Source organism: Ornithinibacillus proteolyticus, from assembly GCF_039581225.1.
GTDB classification, from domain to species: domain Bacteria; phylum Bacillota; class Bacilli; order Bacillales; family Amphibacillaceae; genus Ornithinibacillus; species Ornithinibacillus massiliensis.
Map to the genome: position 1 here is coordinate 115,326 of NZ_JBCPXV010000002.1, position 15,219 is coordinate 130,544.

The 15,219-nt window shown below is 36.4% G+C and carries 18 protein-coding genes; all 18 read left to right on the forward strand.

The window, feature by feature from the left end; translation table 11 throughout:
* Positions 1 to 15: 15 nt before the first annotated feature.
* The 18 genes from AAIB49_RS02055 to AAIB49_RS02140 all read left to right on the forward strand — a co-directional run bounded on the left by AAIB49_RS02055 (position 16) and on the right by AAIB49_RS02140 (position 15,213).
* Positions 16 to 1,053 carry an NAD(P)H-dependent glycerol-3-phosphate dehydrogenase gene (locus AAIB49_RS02055; RefSeq protein ID WP_339217966.1) on the forward strand — a complete coding sequence of 346 codons (1,038 nt, stop codon included), beginning with the start codon at positions 16 to 18 and terminating at the stop codon, positions 1,051 to 1,053.
* Positions 1,054 to 1,112: 59 nt separating this feature from the next.
* Entirely contained in the window at positions 1,113 to 1,373 is a 261-nt protein-coding gene (locus AAIB49_RS02060; protein ID WP_339214862.1) for a stage VI sporulation protein F, read from the forward strand.
* Between the two features lie 245 nt (positions 1,374 to 1,618).
* The gene (locus tag AAIB49_RS02065; RefSeq protein WP_186869791.1) at positions 1,619 to 1,816 is read left to right on the forward strand and encodes a DUF2768 domain-containing protein; all 198 of its coding nucleotides are present in this window, start codon (positions 1,619 to 1,621) and stop codon (positions 1,814 to 1,816) included.
* A gap of 18 nt (positions 1,817 to 1,834) precedes the next feature.
* The gene (locus tag AAIB49_RS02070; RefSeq protein WP_339214864.1) at positions 1,835 to 2,557 is read left to right on the forward strand and encodes a hypothetical protein; all 723 of its coding nucleotides are present in this window, start codon (positions 1,835 to 1,837) and stop codon (positions 2,555 to 2,557) included.
* A 338-nt stretch (positions 2,558 to 2,895) separates the two neighbouring features.
* Positions 2,896 to 4,374, forward strand: coding sequence for a stage IV sporulation protein A (gene spoIVA, locus AAIB49_RS02075; protein ID WP_343457043.1), 1,479 nt, complete (start codon positions 2,896 to 2,898; stop codon positions 4,372 to 4,374).
* A gap of 606 nt (positions 4,375 to 4,980) precedes the next feature.
* The gene (locus AAIB49_RS02080; RefSeq protein ID WP_010095921.1) at positions 4,981 to 5,253 is read left to right on the forward strand and encodes an HU family DNA-binding protein; all 273 of its coding nucleotides are present in this window, start codon (positions 4,981 to 4,983) and stop codon (positions 5,251 to 5,253) included.
* A 104-nt stretch (positions 5,254 to 5,357) separates the two neighbouring features.
* Complete coding sequence (mtrB, locus tag AAIB49_RS02085; RefSeq protein WP_339214869.1) at positions 5,358 to 5,573, forward strand: trp RNA-binding attenuation protein MtrB; 216 nt, start codon at positions 5,358 to 5,360, stop codon at positions 5,571 to 5,573.
* 127 nt (positions 5,574 to 5,700) lie between these two features.
* Positions 5,701 to 6,411, forward strand: a complete 711-nt coding sequence (locus AAIB49_RS02090) for a heptaprenyl diphosphate synthase component 1 (RefSeq protein WP_339214871.1) — start codon at positions 5,701 to 5,703, stop codon at positions 6,409 to 6,411.
* On the forward strand, positions 6,411 to 7,118 hold the full coding sequence (gene menG, locus AAIB49_RS02095; protein WP_445254508.1) for a demethylmenaquinone methyltransferase: 708 nt from the start codon (positions 6,411 to 6,413) through the stop codon (positions 7,116 to 7,118). The genes AAIB49_RS02090 and menG overlap by 1 nt, the downstream gene beginning before the upstream one ends.
* A 35-nt stretch (positions 7,119 to 7,153) precedes the next feature.
* A complete protein-coding gene (gene hepT, locus AAIB49_RS02100; protein ID WP_339214873.1) occupies positions 7,154 to 8,125 on the forward strand; it encodes a heptaprenyl diphosphate synthase component II in 972 nt (323 codons plus the stop codon).
* An 83-nt stretch (positions 8,126 to 8,208) separates the two neighbouring features.
* Positions 8,209 to 8,655, forward strand: a complete 447-nt coding sequence (gene ndk, locus AAIB49_RS02105) for a nucleoside-diphosphate kinase (protein WP_339214875.1) — start codon at positions 8,209 to 8,211, stop codon at positions 8,653 to 8,655.
* Positions 8,656 to 8,954: 299 nt separating this feature from the next.
* The gene (locus AAIB49_RS02110; protein WP_339214877.1) at positions 8,955 to 9,731 is read left to right on the forward strand and encodes a CheR family methyltransferase; all 777 of its coding nucleotides are present in this window, start codon (positions 8,955 to 8,957) and stop codon (positions 9,729 to 9,731) included.
* A gap of 102 nt (positions 9,732 to 9,833) precedes the next feature.
* Entirely contained in the window at positions 9,834 to 11,000 is a 1,167-nt protein-coding gene (gene aroC / locus AAIB49_RS02115) for a chorismate synthase (RefSeq protein ID WP_343457045.1), read from the forward strand.
* A complete protein-coding gene (aroB, locus tag AAIB49_RS02120) occupies positions 11,000 to 12,076 on the forward strand; it encodes a 3-dehydroquinate synthase (protein WP_343457046.1) in 1,077 nt (358 codons plus the stop codon). The genes aroC and aroB overlap by 1 nt, the downstream gene beginning before the upstream one ends.
* 85 nt (positions 12,077 to 12,161) lie before the next feature.
* On the forward strand, positions 12,162 to 13,409 hold the full coding sequence (locus AAIB49_RS02125) for a tetratricopeptide repeat protein (protein WP_343457047.1): 1,248 nt from the start codon (positions 12,162 to 12,164) through the stop codon (positions 13,407 to 13,409).
* Positions 13,410 to 13,439: 30 nt separating this feature from the next.
* A complete protein-coding gene (locus AAIB49_RS02130) occupies positions 13,440 to 14,015 on the forward strand; it encodes a ReoY family proteolytic degradation factor (RefSeq protein WP_186869781.1) in 576 nt (191 codons plus the stop codon).
* Between the two features lie 88 nt (positions 14,016 to 14,103).
* Positions 14,104 to 14,562: a DUF2487 family protein gene (locus AAIB49_RS02135; RefSeq protein ID WP_343457048.1), complete on the forward strand. Its 459-nt coding sequence runs from the start codon at positions 14,104 to 14,106 to the stop codon at positions 14,560 to 14,562.
* A 138-nt stretch (positions 14,563 to 14,700) separates the two neighbouring features.
* Positions 14,701 to 15,213: a Rieske 2Fe-2S domain-containing protein gene (locus AAIB49_RS02140; RefSeq protein ID WP_343457050.1), complete on the forward strand. Its 513-nt coding sequence runs from the start codon at positions 14,701 to 14,703 to the stop codon at positions 15,211 to 15,213.
* Positions 15,214 to 15,219: the final 6 nt, after the last annotated feature.

The window sequence follows — 15,219 nt, forward strand, 5'->3', positions numbered from 1 at the left end:
GGGGAGGGATTTTTGGTGAAAAAAGTAGCTGTTTTAGGAGCAGGTAGCTGGGGTACTGCATTGAGTATCGTTCTTGCTGATAATGGGCATGATGTTAGGTTATGGACTCACCGTAAGGAACAAGCAGATAAAATTAACACAACGCATAAAAATGAACATTATTTAGAAATTATGATCCCAGAGAGAATCAGAGCTTATGCTGATATGCAGGAAGCAATTCAAGATACTGATGTTATTTTGTTAGTTGTACCGACGAAGGCTATACGAGAGGTTTCACAACAATTAAATTCTATTTTAACAGGAAACCCAACCATAATTCATGCAACAAAAGGGATTGAACCGGGTACTCTAAAACGTGTATCCCAGATGATCGACGAAGAGATGGATAAAGTGAAATACGAGGATATTGTTGTTTTATCAGGGCCTAGCCATGCGGAAGAGGTTGGTCTTAGACAGCCTACAACCGTAACAGTTGCATCCATCAATGAAGAACAAGCTAAAATTGCCCAAGACACTTTCTTTAATGAAGTATTTCGCGTTTACACAAGTAACGATGTAATTGGCATCGAATTAGGTGGTGCCCTGAAAAACATTATTGCGCTAGGTGCTGGTATTTCAGATGGACTGGGGTATGGAGATAATGCTAAGGCTGCATTAATTACAAGAGGACTTGCTGAGATTACGAGGCTAGGAACATATTTAGGTGCTAATCCTTTAAGCTTTTTGGGATTACCAGGTGTTGGCGACCTTATTGTAACCTGTACAAGTGTTCATAGTCGGAACTGGAGAGCAGGTAATCTCCTCGGAAAAGGTAAAAGCTTAGAAGAGGTTTTAGATCAAATGGGTATGGTAGTGGAAGGCGTTCGTACCGCGGAAGCAGCATACCAATTCGCAGAGCAAGAGGATATAGAAATGCCGATTACTCATGGTATTTATGAAATTATCCACCATCAGAAGAAGCCGAAAGAAGTCGTGGAGCAATTAATGAATCGAAATAAACGAGAAGAAATGGATGATTTAGCGACATTGTTAAAGAACCGTTACGCTCGCTAACACACTGATAAATTCCCTTGCATATACTATGTTGAAGTATAGAGCAAGGAGGCGAGCATGTGAGCAATAAAAGTAACAATCCCTTTGACAAAATTCAACAAGGTGCTGGTATTAGTCCAAGTGAAATTTACAAGGTTGCTGATTCAGTTAAAAACGCCGATTTTTCGGATGAGAAAACCGTTCGAAGGCTCGTTCGGCAACTAGCGAAAATGGCGAACAAACCCATCTCGAGAGAAAAAGAAGATAAACTTGTTAAGTCCATAACGAATAATAAAGTTCCTGGAGATCTTAACTCGCTGAATCAGTTATTTAAAAAGTAACGAGACTTGGGCATGTGAGGATACAACCTCGAGTCAGCTCGCATAAAATAGAACGCACAAGCATTCATAGATAGAGTTGCTGTGGGTATTATTTAGTCAAGCCAGGATGAAGATGGCCCCTCTTTATCCTGGATTTTTTATATGCGAAAACATACTTCCATTCCCCTATTATGCATGCTCTATTTGGTACGGTATGGTATAATAACGGTTGCAGTAAATGGACAAACAGATATAGAGGTGAAAAAATGTCACAATCAATGATGAATATGTGGATATCTTTAGCGGGTATGGGGCTTTTAATTATAGCTATCGGCCTAATTGTATTAGCAAGACATAAACTGAAAGGGTTTTTATCCATAATTGTATCGTTTTTAGCATATGTTTGCCTTATTTTAGGAGGTATCATAATACTTTATATCGTCTTTAGTGGGCCAACAATATAAGCTAATGGAGGTTAATGTATGAATCATACATATAAAATTATTGCAATGATGCTCCTAATATTATTGATTTTAAGCGGTTGTTTATATCCTAGTAGCCAACTAGAAAAGAATCAAACCCCAAACCAGGCACAGCTTGATATGGTTCAATCTGCATTAAATGATTATCAGGAGAAAACGAATGGATTACTACCTATACGAACGAAGCCAAACGAAACTCCTATTTTTGAAAAATATATTATTGATTTTAATCAGCTAAAAGAACAAGGTAGCCTAGCCGAGGTGCCAGGTAATGCTTATGAGAATGGCGGAATATATCAATATGCCATTATTAACCCAGAGACCAATCCAGAAGTTAAATTAATTGACTTACGTATTACCGATGCACTGAGAAGTATTAATCTGAAAATTAATCTATATCGTGATAAACATCTATATCCACCTTTTGGAGAAGTAGTAGAAAACGGCATCTTTACTATTGATCATGAGAAATTAGGGTTAGAGACCCCACCGACAATAGAAAGTCCTTATTCTGATGCTGTATTACCAATTGTCATGGATACGGAGGGTAATATCTATATTGATTATCGGATAGATTTAAATAACGCTTTAAAAGAGTATAACAGTAGCTATAAAGAAGGAGAGGATATTCGCTTTCTATTAGCGGAAAACACCCCTTTCTTACCCGTGTACTCATTACCTTATACAGTTAAAGATAATGAGCCTGTTTTTATGACGGAATAAATTTTCATAAATACGCGCCCTTGCAGCATATATTTGTTGCAGGGGTTTTTTATTGCTATACCTGATGTTATTTGAAATTACCGAGCTACGAATAAATGCATCCTTTAAAAGCTTATTAAATTAAATAATGTAAGGTAGGGAGCCTCCTAGAACTGTCCTAATACGTACATCTAGTAATTGGCTTAGAATAATTCTGGTTCGTCTAAAGAAACTTTATCATTTATTTTAATTCTTTTGCATATATTAAGTCATAATTTGATAGGACAACATCATAGAATTGTAATGTCAATTATTCGTAGTTTGTTCATTTAATATTGTAGTGATCGGGAGGGGATCGTTTGAAAAAGGTAGACATTTTTAAAGATATTTCGAAACGTACGAATGGCGATATATACCTTGGTATTGTTGGAGCTGTTCGAACAGGAAAATCAACTTTCATCAAGAAATTTATGGAGCTAGTTGTTCTTCCGAATATTGAAGATGAAAGTGAGAAGGTTAGGGCACAAGATGAATTACCGCAAAGTGCAGCTGGAAAGACTATTATGACAACTGAACCAAAGTTTATTCCGAATCAAGCAGTGAATGTAACCGTTGAGGAAGGTCTAGATGTAAATATTAGACTGGTAGATTGTGTTGGTTATGCAGTAGAAGGAGCGAAAGGATTTGAAGATGAGAACGGACCAAGAATGATCAATACTCCTTGGTATGAAGAACCAATTCCATTTCATGATGCTGCTGAAATTGGAACTAGAAAAGTAATTCAGGAACATTCTACAATTGGTGTGGTTGTTACAACAGACGGGTCTATCGGTGATATCGAAAGAGCCGGCTATGTTGAGGCCGAGTCTAAAGTAGTGGAAGAATTAAAAGAAGTAGGGAAACCATTTATTATGGTTATTAACTCCGTTCACCCAACAAGTGGAGAAACCGAATTGCTTAGACAAGAGCTGACTGAAAAATATGATATACCGGTACTTGCGATGAGTGTCGAGTCCATGACAGAACATGATGTATATAATGTTCTTCGTGAAGCGTTATATGAGTTCCCTGTACTTGAGGTCAATGTGAATCTTCCAAGCTGGGTAATGGTACTGAAGGAAGATCATTGGTTACGAGAAAGCTATCAAGAAGCAATTCAATCTACCGTAAAAAACATTAGAAGACTACGTGATGTCGATCATATTGTTGGTGATTTCGCAGACTATGATTATATTGACAAAGCAAATCTAGCTGGCATGGAGATGGGAGAAGGTATAGCTGAAATTGATTTACATGCTCCAGACTACTTATACGATCAAGTATTAAAAGAAATTGTCGGTGTTGAAATTAGAGGGAAGGATCATTTGCTAGAGCTTATGCAAGACTTTGCTTATGCGAAAAGGCAGTATGACCAAGTTGCGAGTGCCTTACAAATGGTTAAACAAACAGGATATGGTATTGCTGCTCCGACACTAGAGGATATGGAGCTTGACGAGCCTGAAATTATTCGCCAAGGGTCAAGATTTGGTGTAAGACTAAAGGCAGTTGCACCATCTATTCATATGATAAAAGTAGAGGTAGAGTCCGAATTCGCACCAATTATTGGTACGGAAAAACAGAGTGAAGAATTGGTGAGATACTTAATGCAAGACTTTGAAGAAGACCCATTATCGATTTGGGAATCTGACATATTTGGTAGATCACTTAGTTCTATTGTAAGAGAAGGCATTCAAGCTAAAATTTCACTAATGCCTGAAAATGCTCGATATAAATTAAAAGAAACACTAGAGCGAATTATTAATGAAGGCTCTGGAGGATTAATAGCGATAATCCTATAAAATAAGAGGTCGGGACATAACGAAGAGAATTAAATGTAAAACCGAATGATTCACGATACTAGCTCCGGAAATATACGTAGACTCCTGCGGGAGGATAGGGCAAGGTTGAGACCCCTAAAGAAGTAGCACGAGGAGGCTCACCAGCCGCCCGGCGGTAAAGTAGACACTGCGAGGTTTTTTTGAGCAGATGTCGCCCCTGTGCTGGAAGCAACCGCAAGTATATTTCCGGAGCGTGGTCGTTGCTCATCATTCGGTTTTTTATTTGAGATAAATTCTTTTGTCCCAGCCTCTTATTTTTTGTTTATTTTTAAATTTAAGAAGGATTTTGCGAGCAACTAGCGAATATGTTACATAGGGAATTTTAAGAAGAGGATATATTACCAATATTTGGTTGGAAGTAGCCGCCAATCTATAAAATATCAAACAAAATAAGAAAAAATAATAGGTTTTTGTTGAATTTTAAAGAAATCTCGTTTATTATTAGCGTTGTCCCTATTGATATAGGGGCATTTAAGTATAAAAGTTGGTAAATTGGTAAACAAATGATGAGAGAGAAATATTTGTACCAATGTGACCCGAAATCTTTTTTGGGAGGAGGTGAATGTCATGAATAAAACAGATTTAGTAAATGCTGTTGCTGAAAAAAGCGAACTTTCTAAAAAAGATGCTACAAAAGCTGTTGATGCAGTTTTCGAAGCTGTCATGGATTCACTTAAAAAAGGTGAAAAAGTACAATTAATCGGTTTCGGTAACTTCGAAGTACGCGAGCGTTCTGCACGTAAAGGTCGTAACCCTCAAACTGGAGAAGAAATCGAAATCCCTGCAAGCAAAGTTCCTGCTTTCAAACCAGGTAAAGCCCTTAAAGACAGCGTAAAATAATACGTACATAGGGTTAAAGGGTGCGTTCATACGCACCCTTTTTTCTTTTCATATTACTTCCTAAAGGGATTATACTAATTGTAAAATACGAAGGAGTGTTACGTATGAATAATAACAATGACTTTTTTGTAATTAAAGCCCTTGAAGATGGTGTTAATGTAATTGGATTAACGAGAGGATCAGATACGAAATTTCACCATTCAGAGAAACTGGATAAAGGAGAAATTATGATTGCTCAGTTTACAGAGCATACTTCCGCGGTGAAAGTTAGAGGTAAAGCTATTATCCAAACAAGCCATGGCGAGGTAACGAATAACTAAAGGAAATATATTACAGGTTATATAGCATACATATTACAACTTTTGAACTACCCGACATAGATAAATGTGTTATAATAACTAAGGCAACAAAAAGGCTTGAAGGGCTAAGGTGATAAATTTGCATACAATGGAGAGGGAATTACAACAATTAAAACAGCAAATTAAAGAGAAAGTAAGACATTCTTTCCTTTCACAACATATTGACAACCCTGAAATTGATGAATACAAACTATACTTTCTTCAACAAATATTGAATAAAACAACATTAGCCCCAAAAGTAAAAGAACAGCTAATTATAACGACAATGCTTGTACAAATTGCTTTAGATATACATGAGCAAATTCCGGACTATAAAGGGGAACAAGGTCCATCCATTAATGTTGAAAGCCAATTATCCATATTAGCTGGGGATTACTATAGTGGCCTTTATTATTATCTACTCGCTGAAATAGAAGAACGTGAGTATATAACCGTACTTGCCACAGCAATCAAACACATTAATGAATTAAAGATGGAATTATATTATCTTAACGACAATACAATAGAGAACTACTTAAATATTAAAAAAGAAATTCAGATAACCCTAATTAAATATATAGCTGATCATGTTCAAGTGACAGAAGAGCTCCCTGTTATGGCAGAATTATTATTACTAAGCTATATGATACAAACAAATGATATATTTGTTGAAATAGACAAACAATTAGTACTTGAGTCTCAAGTAAACAAAACAAAAGGTATGCTAGAGGGATTACAGGTGGAAAAGGGGTATAAGCAGGATCTTGTACAAATACTTCACACCATTGTATACCAACATACCGCTTCGGAGATGGATTAATGATGCAAGGTAAATCAAAAGAAGAACGCGTACATCATGTGTTTGAAAAAATATATGATAAATATGATACGATGAACTCTATCATCTCATTCCAGCGACATAAAGCTTGGCGAAAAGATGTCATGAAGCAAATGAATGTTCCAAATGGAGCAAGTGCATTAGATGTTTGCTGTGGAACTGGAGATTGGTCTTTCTCACTAGCTGAAGCAGTAGGTAAAAAAGGAAACGTAATCGGTCTAGATTTCAGCCAAAACATGTTATCGGTAGCAAAAGAGAAGAATCAAGAACTCAACTATAATAATCTAGAGTTCGTCCATGGTAATGCAATGGAATTGCCATATGAGGATAATTCTTTTGATTTTGTGACAATTGGATTTGGACTAAGAAATGTTCCTGATTATATGACTGTTCTCAAGGAAATGTATCGAGTTGTAAAACCTGGTGGTGTTGTAGCATGTCTAGAGACATCACAGCCTACGATGATTGGTTTTAAACAACTGTATTTCTTTTATTTCCGTTTTATTATGCCATTATTCGGTAGAATTTTCGCAAAGAGCTATGAGGAATATGCATGGTTAAATGAATCTACTAGGAATTTCCCTGATAAAAAGACATTAAAGCAAATGTTTTTAGATGCTGGATTTTCGACAGTACAGGTGAAGAGCTATACCGGTGGGGTTGCAGCTATGCACATGGGTGTTAAATAAAAATCATTAGTTTTGACAGACAAAAGGTGAATTACATGAAATTACCAAAAACATATACCTACCTAAAGAAAGATCTCGACGTAATAGAATCATCCTTAATGGAGGCAATTCAGGCCAATCATCCCGTACTACGAGAAGCATCTACACAGCTACTAAAGGCAGGAGGGAAGCGTATTCGGCCTGTCTTTGTTTTGTTATCAAGTCAATTCGGTACGGTTAGTATCGAACAAGTAACCAAAGTAGCAGTTTCATTGGAACTAATCCATATGGCAACCTTAGTCCATGATGATGTTATAGATGATGCAGAGCTACGAAGAGGGATGCCGACAATTAAGAAGCAATATGGTAACCGTGTCGCCATGTATACAGGTGACTATATTTTAGCTCGAGCTCTAGAAACAATCACACAGATTGATAATGCAGAATTACATAAAACATTGGCAGAGGCATTAGTCGAGGTTAGTTTAGGAGAAATTCAACAAATCAAAGATAAGTACAACTGGGATCAAAATATCCGATCTTATTTAAGAAGAATTAAGCGGAAGACTGCCTTACTCATCGCTTTAAGCTGTAAGCTTGGCGCGATGACATCAGGAATTACACCTAGTGAAGTGAAGAAGCTTTATGAATATGGATATTATATTGGAATGAGCTACCAGATCATCGATGATATTCTTGACTTTACTTCTTCTGCTGAAGAATTAGGAAAACCATCTGGGAATGATTTGTATCAAGGGAATGTCACATTACCAGTTCTTTATGCTATGCGTGATGAGAACTTTAATCGATTAGTTCGAGAAACCTTCGCAAATCCGGATGAGGTTTCTAAGGAAAAGATGGATTTCATTATTCGCAGACTAAAAGAAACAGATGCCATTGACATGTCTTATCAACTAAGTGAACGTTATTTGAAAAAGGCATTTCGTGCATTGAATGGTTTCCCACACAATAAAGCGAAGATAACCCTTGAACAAATTGCCAAATATATAGGAAAAAGAAAGCAATAGTAAATATTGTTATTTTTATAAAAGTTTGATAGAATTAAAACGGTTACATAATTACTAATGACATACTTAAATGAGGTGTAAATATGGAAAAAACTTTTTTAATGGTTAAACCAGATGGAGTACAACGAAATTTAGTAGGCGAAATTGTAAACCGTTTTGAGAGAAAAGGCTTTAAATTAGTAGGTGCAAAATTAATGCAAATCTCTGAGGAGCTAGCGAGTGAGCATTATGGTGAGCACAAAGAAAGACCTTTCTTCGGAGAACTAGTAGAATTCATTACTTCTGGACCAGTTTTTGCAATGGTTTGGGAAGGTGAAAAGGTCATTAGTACAGCACGTGAAATGATGGGGAAAACGAATCCAGCTGAAGCTTTACCTGGTACAGTAAGAGGTGACTTTGGGGTGACAGTAGGTAAGAACGTCATTCATGGTTCAGACTCACCAGAAAGCGCTGAGAGAGAAATTAATTTATTCTTCGATCAAAATGAATTAATATCATATTCCAAACAAGATAGTAATTGGATTTATTAAGTTAATAAAAGAGGTTGGGACAAAACTAAAACTAATGTAATAAAAAACGAACTATCACCACATTAGCCCCGGAAATATACGGAGACTCCTGTGGGAGGAAAGGCATCGGTGAGATCCCGCAGGAGCGTTAGTTCTGAGGAGGCTCACCAGCCGCCCACGAACTGCAAGTATATTTCCGGGGCGGGTTTGATGCGCTAACTTTTGTGTTCGGTTTATCCTATGTTAGAAATAGTTTTGTCCCATCCTCTTTTACTAGATTAGCAAGTATACATACATAAGCAAAAAGAGGCGCAGAGGCTATGAGGGATGATTATCAACTATTTACAGAGAAAGTGTATGCTAAGTTTCGCATTAATCTAAAGCAGTATAAAGAAGCACAGATGAAGCGAAGATTAACCTCATTACGTGATAAAAGAGGTTACCAGGATTTTATGTCATATTTTGACGCGATCCATCAAGACAGAGGATTACTTAATGAATTTATCGATAGAATTACCATAAACGTATCGGAATTCTACCGAAATCCTAAGCGATGGGAAGTATTGCGTGATACCGTAATACCAACACTTCAAACAAATAATAAATCATTATTCGTATGGAGTGCAGCCTGTTCTACAGGAGAAGAGCCATACAGTATAGCCATTTTACTAAAAGAATTCTTCCCTAATATAAATGCGAAAATCCTAGCAACCGATATTGATGAAAAGGTACTAGAAAAAGCCAAACAAGGTGTTTATGCTGAACAGGCGCTTAAGGAATTACCTGAAGAATTAAAGAAAAAGTACTTTACGTATCGTGATAACACATATGAAGTAGACCCTTCTATTAAGCGTCAAATTACGTTTAAAAAGCACAATCTATTAGAGGATGACTATCCTGAACAAGTTGACTTAATTATATGTAGAAATGTACTAATCTATTTTACGGACATCGCTAAGGATAAAATCTATCATAACTTTTCTAAATCACTTACAAATAATGGTGTTCTATTTGTTGGTAGTACCGAACAAATATTTAGTCCAAACAAGTATAATCTGCAATTATTGGATACTTTCTTTTATCAAAAATTAAATTAATTATCAAATGCTCATATCAGATGATATGGAGCATTTTTTTCTATTATAAGGGCCTATTAGTTTATACTAGATAATAGGATAGGTAAAACAAGGAGGTAAAGCATGCGTTATTTAACTGCAGGTGAATCACATGGAAAACAATTGACAACAATCATAGAAGGTATTCCTGCACAAATGCCTTTACAAAAAGATCAGATAAATGAGTCGTTACTTCGTAGACAAAAAGGTTATGGACGGGGTAAACGAATGCAAATAGAGAAAGATTTAGTAGAGATTACAAGTGGTGTTCGCCATGGGTATACATTAGGATCTCCTATCTCACTAGTAATACATAATGATGATTATAAGCATTGGACCGATATTATGGGGGAGGATCCGTTAGATAAGGATGTAACGTTAAGGCGAGTAGTAACAAGACCAAGGCCTGGTCATGCAGATTTAAACGGTGCACTAAAATATGGACATCGTGATATGCGTAATGTATTAGAGCGCTCCTCTGCCCGGGAGACTGCAGCAAGAGTGGCTGCTGGTGCTGTTGCGAAAACAATGCTAAAACAACTTGGAATTAATGTGTGTGGGTATGTAAAAGAAATAGGTGGAATTCAAGCAGAAGACATGCCTAACCTATCGATGGAAGAAAGACAGCGGATTTCGGAAGCTTCTCCAGTAAGAACAATAGATAAGAATGTTGAGCAACAAATGATGGAGAGAATTGATTTAGCTAAAAAAAATGGTGATACTATAGGAGGTGTTACAGAGGTTTACGTAGAAGGGATGCCTGCTGGTGTTGGTTCCTATGTACATTATGACCGGAAGCTAGATTCACGTATTGCAGGAGCAGTAGTCAGTATTAATGCGTACAAAGGGGTCGAATTTGGAATCGGTTTTGACGCTGCAAGAAGAAATGGTAGTAAGGTTCATGACGAAATCAATTGGAATCAGGAAAAGGGGTATTACAGAAACTCGAATAATCTTGGGGGATTTGAAGGTGGAATGACAACTGGAATGCCTATTGTTGTCAAAGGTGTTATGAAGCCGATTCCTACCTTAATGAAGCCACTACAAAGTATTGACATAGAAACAAAGGAACCTTTTCAAGCTAGTGTGGAGCGCTCTGATGCTTGCGCAGTACCTGCAGCCGCAGTAGTAATGGAGCATGTGGTAGCATTTGAGTTAGCAAAAGCGATGCTGGAGCAATTTCCGCGTGATAACTTCTATAAATTAAAAGAAGCTGTAGAAAACTATCGTGAAGAAATAAGGAGATTCTAATGAAAAACATTCATGTGCGTTCAACCATTCAATCCTATGATATTGTAATTGGTAACCATATACGACATCATATCAAGGAACATCTGAATAAGAATTATTCGTCGATTCTTATTATTACAGATTCTAATGTTGGAAAACTATATGCTCAAGACATTCACGATGGACTAAATCAACAGAACGTCTTTATAGAAATTGTCGATGCAGGAGAGCAATCGAAAAATATTGAAACATTTTATACCCTTCATACGAAAGCAATTGAATATGGCTTAGATCGTCAATCACTCATTATTGCTTTAGGTGGAGGAGTAATAGGAGATTTAGCGGGATTTGTAGCAGCAACCTATATGCGCGGAATTGATTTTATTCAAGTACCTACTACATTACTAGCGCATGACAGTAGTGTTGGAGGGAAAGTTGCTATTAATCATGATAAAGGAAAGAATTTGATTGGTAGTTTTTATCCACCTATACTAGTACTATATGATACGGATACATTACAAACTCTACCACCAAAAGAAATTCGATCAGGGTTTGCTGAGCTAATAAAAGAGGCTATGCTTTCCGATAGTGGTTTATGGAACAAGCTCTTATCGCAGCCTTTAGATAGGATTACCCCAGCAGATTTAGAACAGTTTTTAGAAATGGGAATTAAAATTAAAGCAGACATCGTTCAGCAGGATGAAAAAGAATCAGGGGTGCGGAAGTTTTTAAATCTCGGGCATACATTAGGTCATGCAATAGAAGCCGATTTAGGGTATGGTGTACTAACCCATGGTGAGGCAGTGGCAATTGGACTACTATTTGCTTTTTATGTAAGCGAACAAGAATTACAAGCAGTATTACCGAACCAAGAGCTCAGAGATTGGTTAAAGCGAAATGAATATCCATTTTTGATGAATAGGGATAGAGTGGACGAATTAATTCATTTAATGAAACGGGATAAAAAAACTGAGCATAATCAAATCCAGATGGTGTTATTAAATAAAATTGGAGAACCGGTTACCCATATTGTAGAAGAAAACCAACTAAAGATTTATTTAACATCATTTGTAGAGAGAGAAATGATAAATGGATAAAAGAGTCGTGGTGATTGTTAATAATCACCACGTAATCTAGTTTCTTAGTAGAGATAATTTAACTGTAGATGGAAGGGATTTTAAAGTGAATATTATTGAAAAAGCAAACAACTTAATGGAGATGGATAAGGTAGACGAGGCGCTAAAGCTTATACGTAAGCAAATGACAAAAGCATCTGATGAAGAGCTATATTGGTATGCGGAATTTTATTTGCATTGGGGATTTTTAGTGGAAGCTGAAGAAATTCTGTCTAGATTACTTGAAAAGTATCCAGAAGAAAGTGAATTAAAATTATACCTCACGGATATTTATATCGAACAAGATAACGATGAAAAAGCTATCGATCTGCTTAACTCTATTCCAAAAGGAGATGACGCTTATTTGCAAGCTTTAGTAGCACTTGCAGACCTTTATCAATCCCAAGGATTATTTGAGGTAGCAGAGCAAAAGCTTCTTCAAGCGAAAGAGTTAGATCCGTCTGAGCCAATCATTGATTTAGGTTTAGGAGAGCTCTATTATTCTTTCGGAGATTTCAAGCGAGCCATCACCTTTTATGAAAAAGCCTTAAAATCCGATGTGCACGATATCCCGATTTATGAAAGATTAGCAGAATCTTATGCTAACGTTGGAGAGTATGAGGTTGCATTAACCTATTACGAAAAAACAGATAGCAAAAATCCAGATATGTTATTTAAATATGGGGTTACAGCATATCAAGCAGATCGTAAGGATATTGCTATTCATGTATGGGAGGAGTTAATTGAAGAAGATCCTTATTATCATACTGCATATATGCAGTTAGCGAAGGCGTATGAGGACGAGGAGTTACTAAATGATGCTTACGAAACGACATTAAAGGGTCTAAAATTAGATGAGTTTAATAAGGAACTATACTACTTAGCGGGGACCTTGGCTCATAAATGTAATCTAGATGTGGAAAGTGAAAAACACATTCGAGAAGCAGTTAATCTCGATATGGATTATAAGGAAGCAGTTCTGTTTTTAATAGAACTGTTAAAATTGAAGGACAAGCCGGAAGAAATTATCGAGTTAATTCGTATGGTCAAAGAATATGGTGGTGACGATCCTTTATACGACTGGGAAATTGCACGTGCCTATATTGAAATTGAATCCTATAATGATGCATTAAATCACTATAAGGAAGCATATAATAGCTTACAACATGATAATGACTTCTTAAAAGAATACGGATACTTCTTAGTTGAAGAAGGGAAATCTTTAGAGGCGATTAAGGTATTCACTACCTATTTAGAGCAAGACCCACAGGACGATGAAATCATGGAATACGTTAATCGTTTGAAGCAAATGTAATATGGTGAAGGGGAGGAGGTAATAAACGCTATGCAAGCACCTGTTTCAGTAAAGGATAAAAAGAAGTTTTTACAATGGTTCCTCAATAATTATCAATTAAAAAAACGGGAAAGTGTATGGATTCTGAACTACTTAATTAATCATCAAGAAATATTAGAAAATGTTCACTTTGTTCATGACGCTAAATTCTGTGTTAGAAGTGTTATTATTACCAGTCAATGTTCCAAAGAAGTCCCATTCCGCTTTTACAAAAATCATTTAGTAACCACAGACGCTGAAAAGGCATTTCACGATATTCGTCTCAATCAACATGAGTCATTATATATTCAATTAAATTTTAATCAGTCAAATCAAAATCATCTATATGCTTCCGTATTAGAAGAAAATCCTTTTGTTCCAGATGAATATTTAATTACCCAGCAAGACAAAGATAATGCTAAATTACTGCTGGAACATTCACTTTTTGAATTTCGAAAAAAGCAATTGTTAGAGAAAATTGATCGGAGCTTAGATGAACAAGATAAAGACCAATTTAACAAATTAGTAAAAGAACTTAGAATCCTGGAGTTGAAAATGCTTAGTCAACCTACTTTGCAAGAGCAATAGGTTGATTTTTTTTGTTTGCAACAGTATATTAACTTGGGAATCATAAAAATATTAAATTTAGTAAATACTTAAAAAGGTGGCTACATACATGCAATGGACAAAAAAGGATATGGAGCTCTATGTTGGCTCAAAAGAATATATTGATACTGCTATCATTCCAATTATTCCGTTTCAAGTATCACAAGAAGCGTCTTTTGGAAAAAGTACTTCCAAAAGAGAAAGCTTATCTATCTTTGCGACGGAAATTGAAAAAGAGCTGTCAGGTAGAGTACTTTTAATTCCTAACTATTATTATTTAGAATTTGGTGATAAGGAACAAGAAGCGAAGCGACTAAATGAGTGGTGTGAGGAAATTAAGAAACAACCGTTTGAGCATGTGTTCATCTTAACCTTCGATGCTAGTTGGAAGCGTTATGAAAAAAATTTAGAGGCTCATCTCTTATGGGTTCCTGGGGTTCAAATTGATGAGACAAATTCTGCTAATATGCTGCAATTAATAAGGGGACAAGTTCCAGATGTCATCGATCTTATACGCAGTTATTGGTAAACGTAATAAAATTATGAAATCTTTCAGAACATAGATGGATATGTATTGACCGAGCAGTAAGTTTGCGCTATCATGATATTGTCCTAGTAATATGATTAAAATTATTGTCCGTGATTATTGTGAAGAGGGGGGAAAATCATGAGCGAAGAAAAGCAACAAGTGTCCCGTCGTCAATTTCTGAATTATACACTAACTGGTGTTGGAGGATTTATGGCTGCTGGTTTGCTTGCACCTATGCTCAGAATGGCAATTGACCCAGTTTTACAGCCACCAAGTGAAGGTGACTTTGTAAACGTCGGTCTTGCTGTTGAAGATATTACAACAACACCTCAACGTGTCGATTGGCAAATTGAACAAGTAGATGGATGGTATGAGTCACAACCAACAAGAACAGCGTGGGTTTATAAAGATGATAGCGGAAACATTGTAGCACTTTCCCCAATATGTACACATCTAGGCTGTGTTGTATCGTGGGAGGGAAATGAAAGTTATCCGGATCAATTCTTTTGCCCATGTCATGATGGTCGCTACACCAAGGATGGTGTGAATGTTCCAGGAACACCACCGACAGCGCCATTAGCATTGTATGAACAAAAAGTGGAAAATGGAATGCTATACTTAGGTAAAGCAATATCTAGGAAGGAGGCGTAATCATTT

Excerpts from the sequence above, each read along its gene's own strand:
- AAIB49_RS02065 (WP_186869791.1), top strand. The coding sequence starts at position 1,619 with ATGTCACAATCAATGATGAATATGTGGATATCTTTAGCGGGTATGGGG.
- AAIB49_RS02070 (WP_339214864.1), top strand. The coding sequence starts at position 1,835 with ATGAATCATACATATAAAATTATTGCAATGATGCTCCTAATATTATTG.
- AAIB49_RS02080 (WP_010095921.1), top strand. The coding sequence starts at position 4,981 with ATGAATAAAACAGATTTAGTAAATGCTGTTGCTGAAAAAAGCGAACTT.
- mtrB (WP_339214869.1), top strand. The coding sequence starts at position 5,358 with ATGAATAATAACAATGACTTTTTTGTAATTAAAGCCCTTGAAGATGGT.
- AAIB49_RS02090 (WP_339214871.1), top strand. The coding sequence starts at position 5,701 with ATGGAGAGGGAATTACAACAATTAAAACAGCAAATTAAAGAGAAAGTA.
- menG (WP_445254508.1), top strand. The coding sequence starts at position 6,411 with ATGATGCAAGGTAAATCAAAAGAAGAACGCGTACATCATGTGTTTGAA.
- hepT (WP_339214873.1), top strand. The coding sequence starts at position 7,154 with ATGAAATTACCAAAAACATATACCTACCTAAAGAAAGATCTCGACGTA.
- ndk (WP_339214875.1), top strand. The coding sequence starts at position 8,209 with ATGGAAAAAACTTTTTTAATGGTTAAACCAGATGGAGTACAACGAAAT.
- AAIB49_RS02110 (WP_339214877.1), top strand. The coding sequence starts at position 8,955 with ATGAGGGATGATTATCAACTATTTACAGAGAAAGTGTATGCTAAGTTT.
- aroC (WP_343457045.1), top strand. The coding sequence starts at position 9,834 with ATGCGTTATTTAACTGCAGGTGAATCACATGGAAAACAATTGACAACA.
- aroB (WP_343457046.1), top strand. The coding sequence starts at position 11,000 with ATGAAAAACATTCATGTGCGTTCAACCATTCAATCCTATGATATTGTA.
- AAIB49_RS02130 (WP_186869781.1), top strand. The coding sequence starts at position 13,440 with ATGCAAGCACCTGTTTCAGTAAAGGATAAAAAGAAGTTTTTACAATGG.
- AAIB49_RS02135 (WP_343457048.1), top strand. The coding sequence starts at position 14,104 with ATGCAATGGACAAAAAAGGATATGGAGCTCTATGTTGGCTCAAAAGAA.
- AAIB49_RS02140 (WP_343457050.1), top strand. The coding sequence starts at position 14,701 with ATGAGCGAAGAAAAGCAACAAGTGTCCCGTCGTCAATTTCTGAATTAT.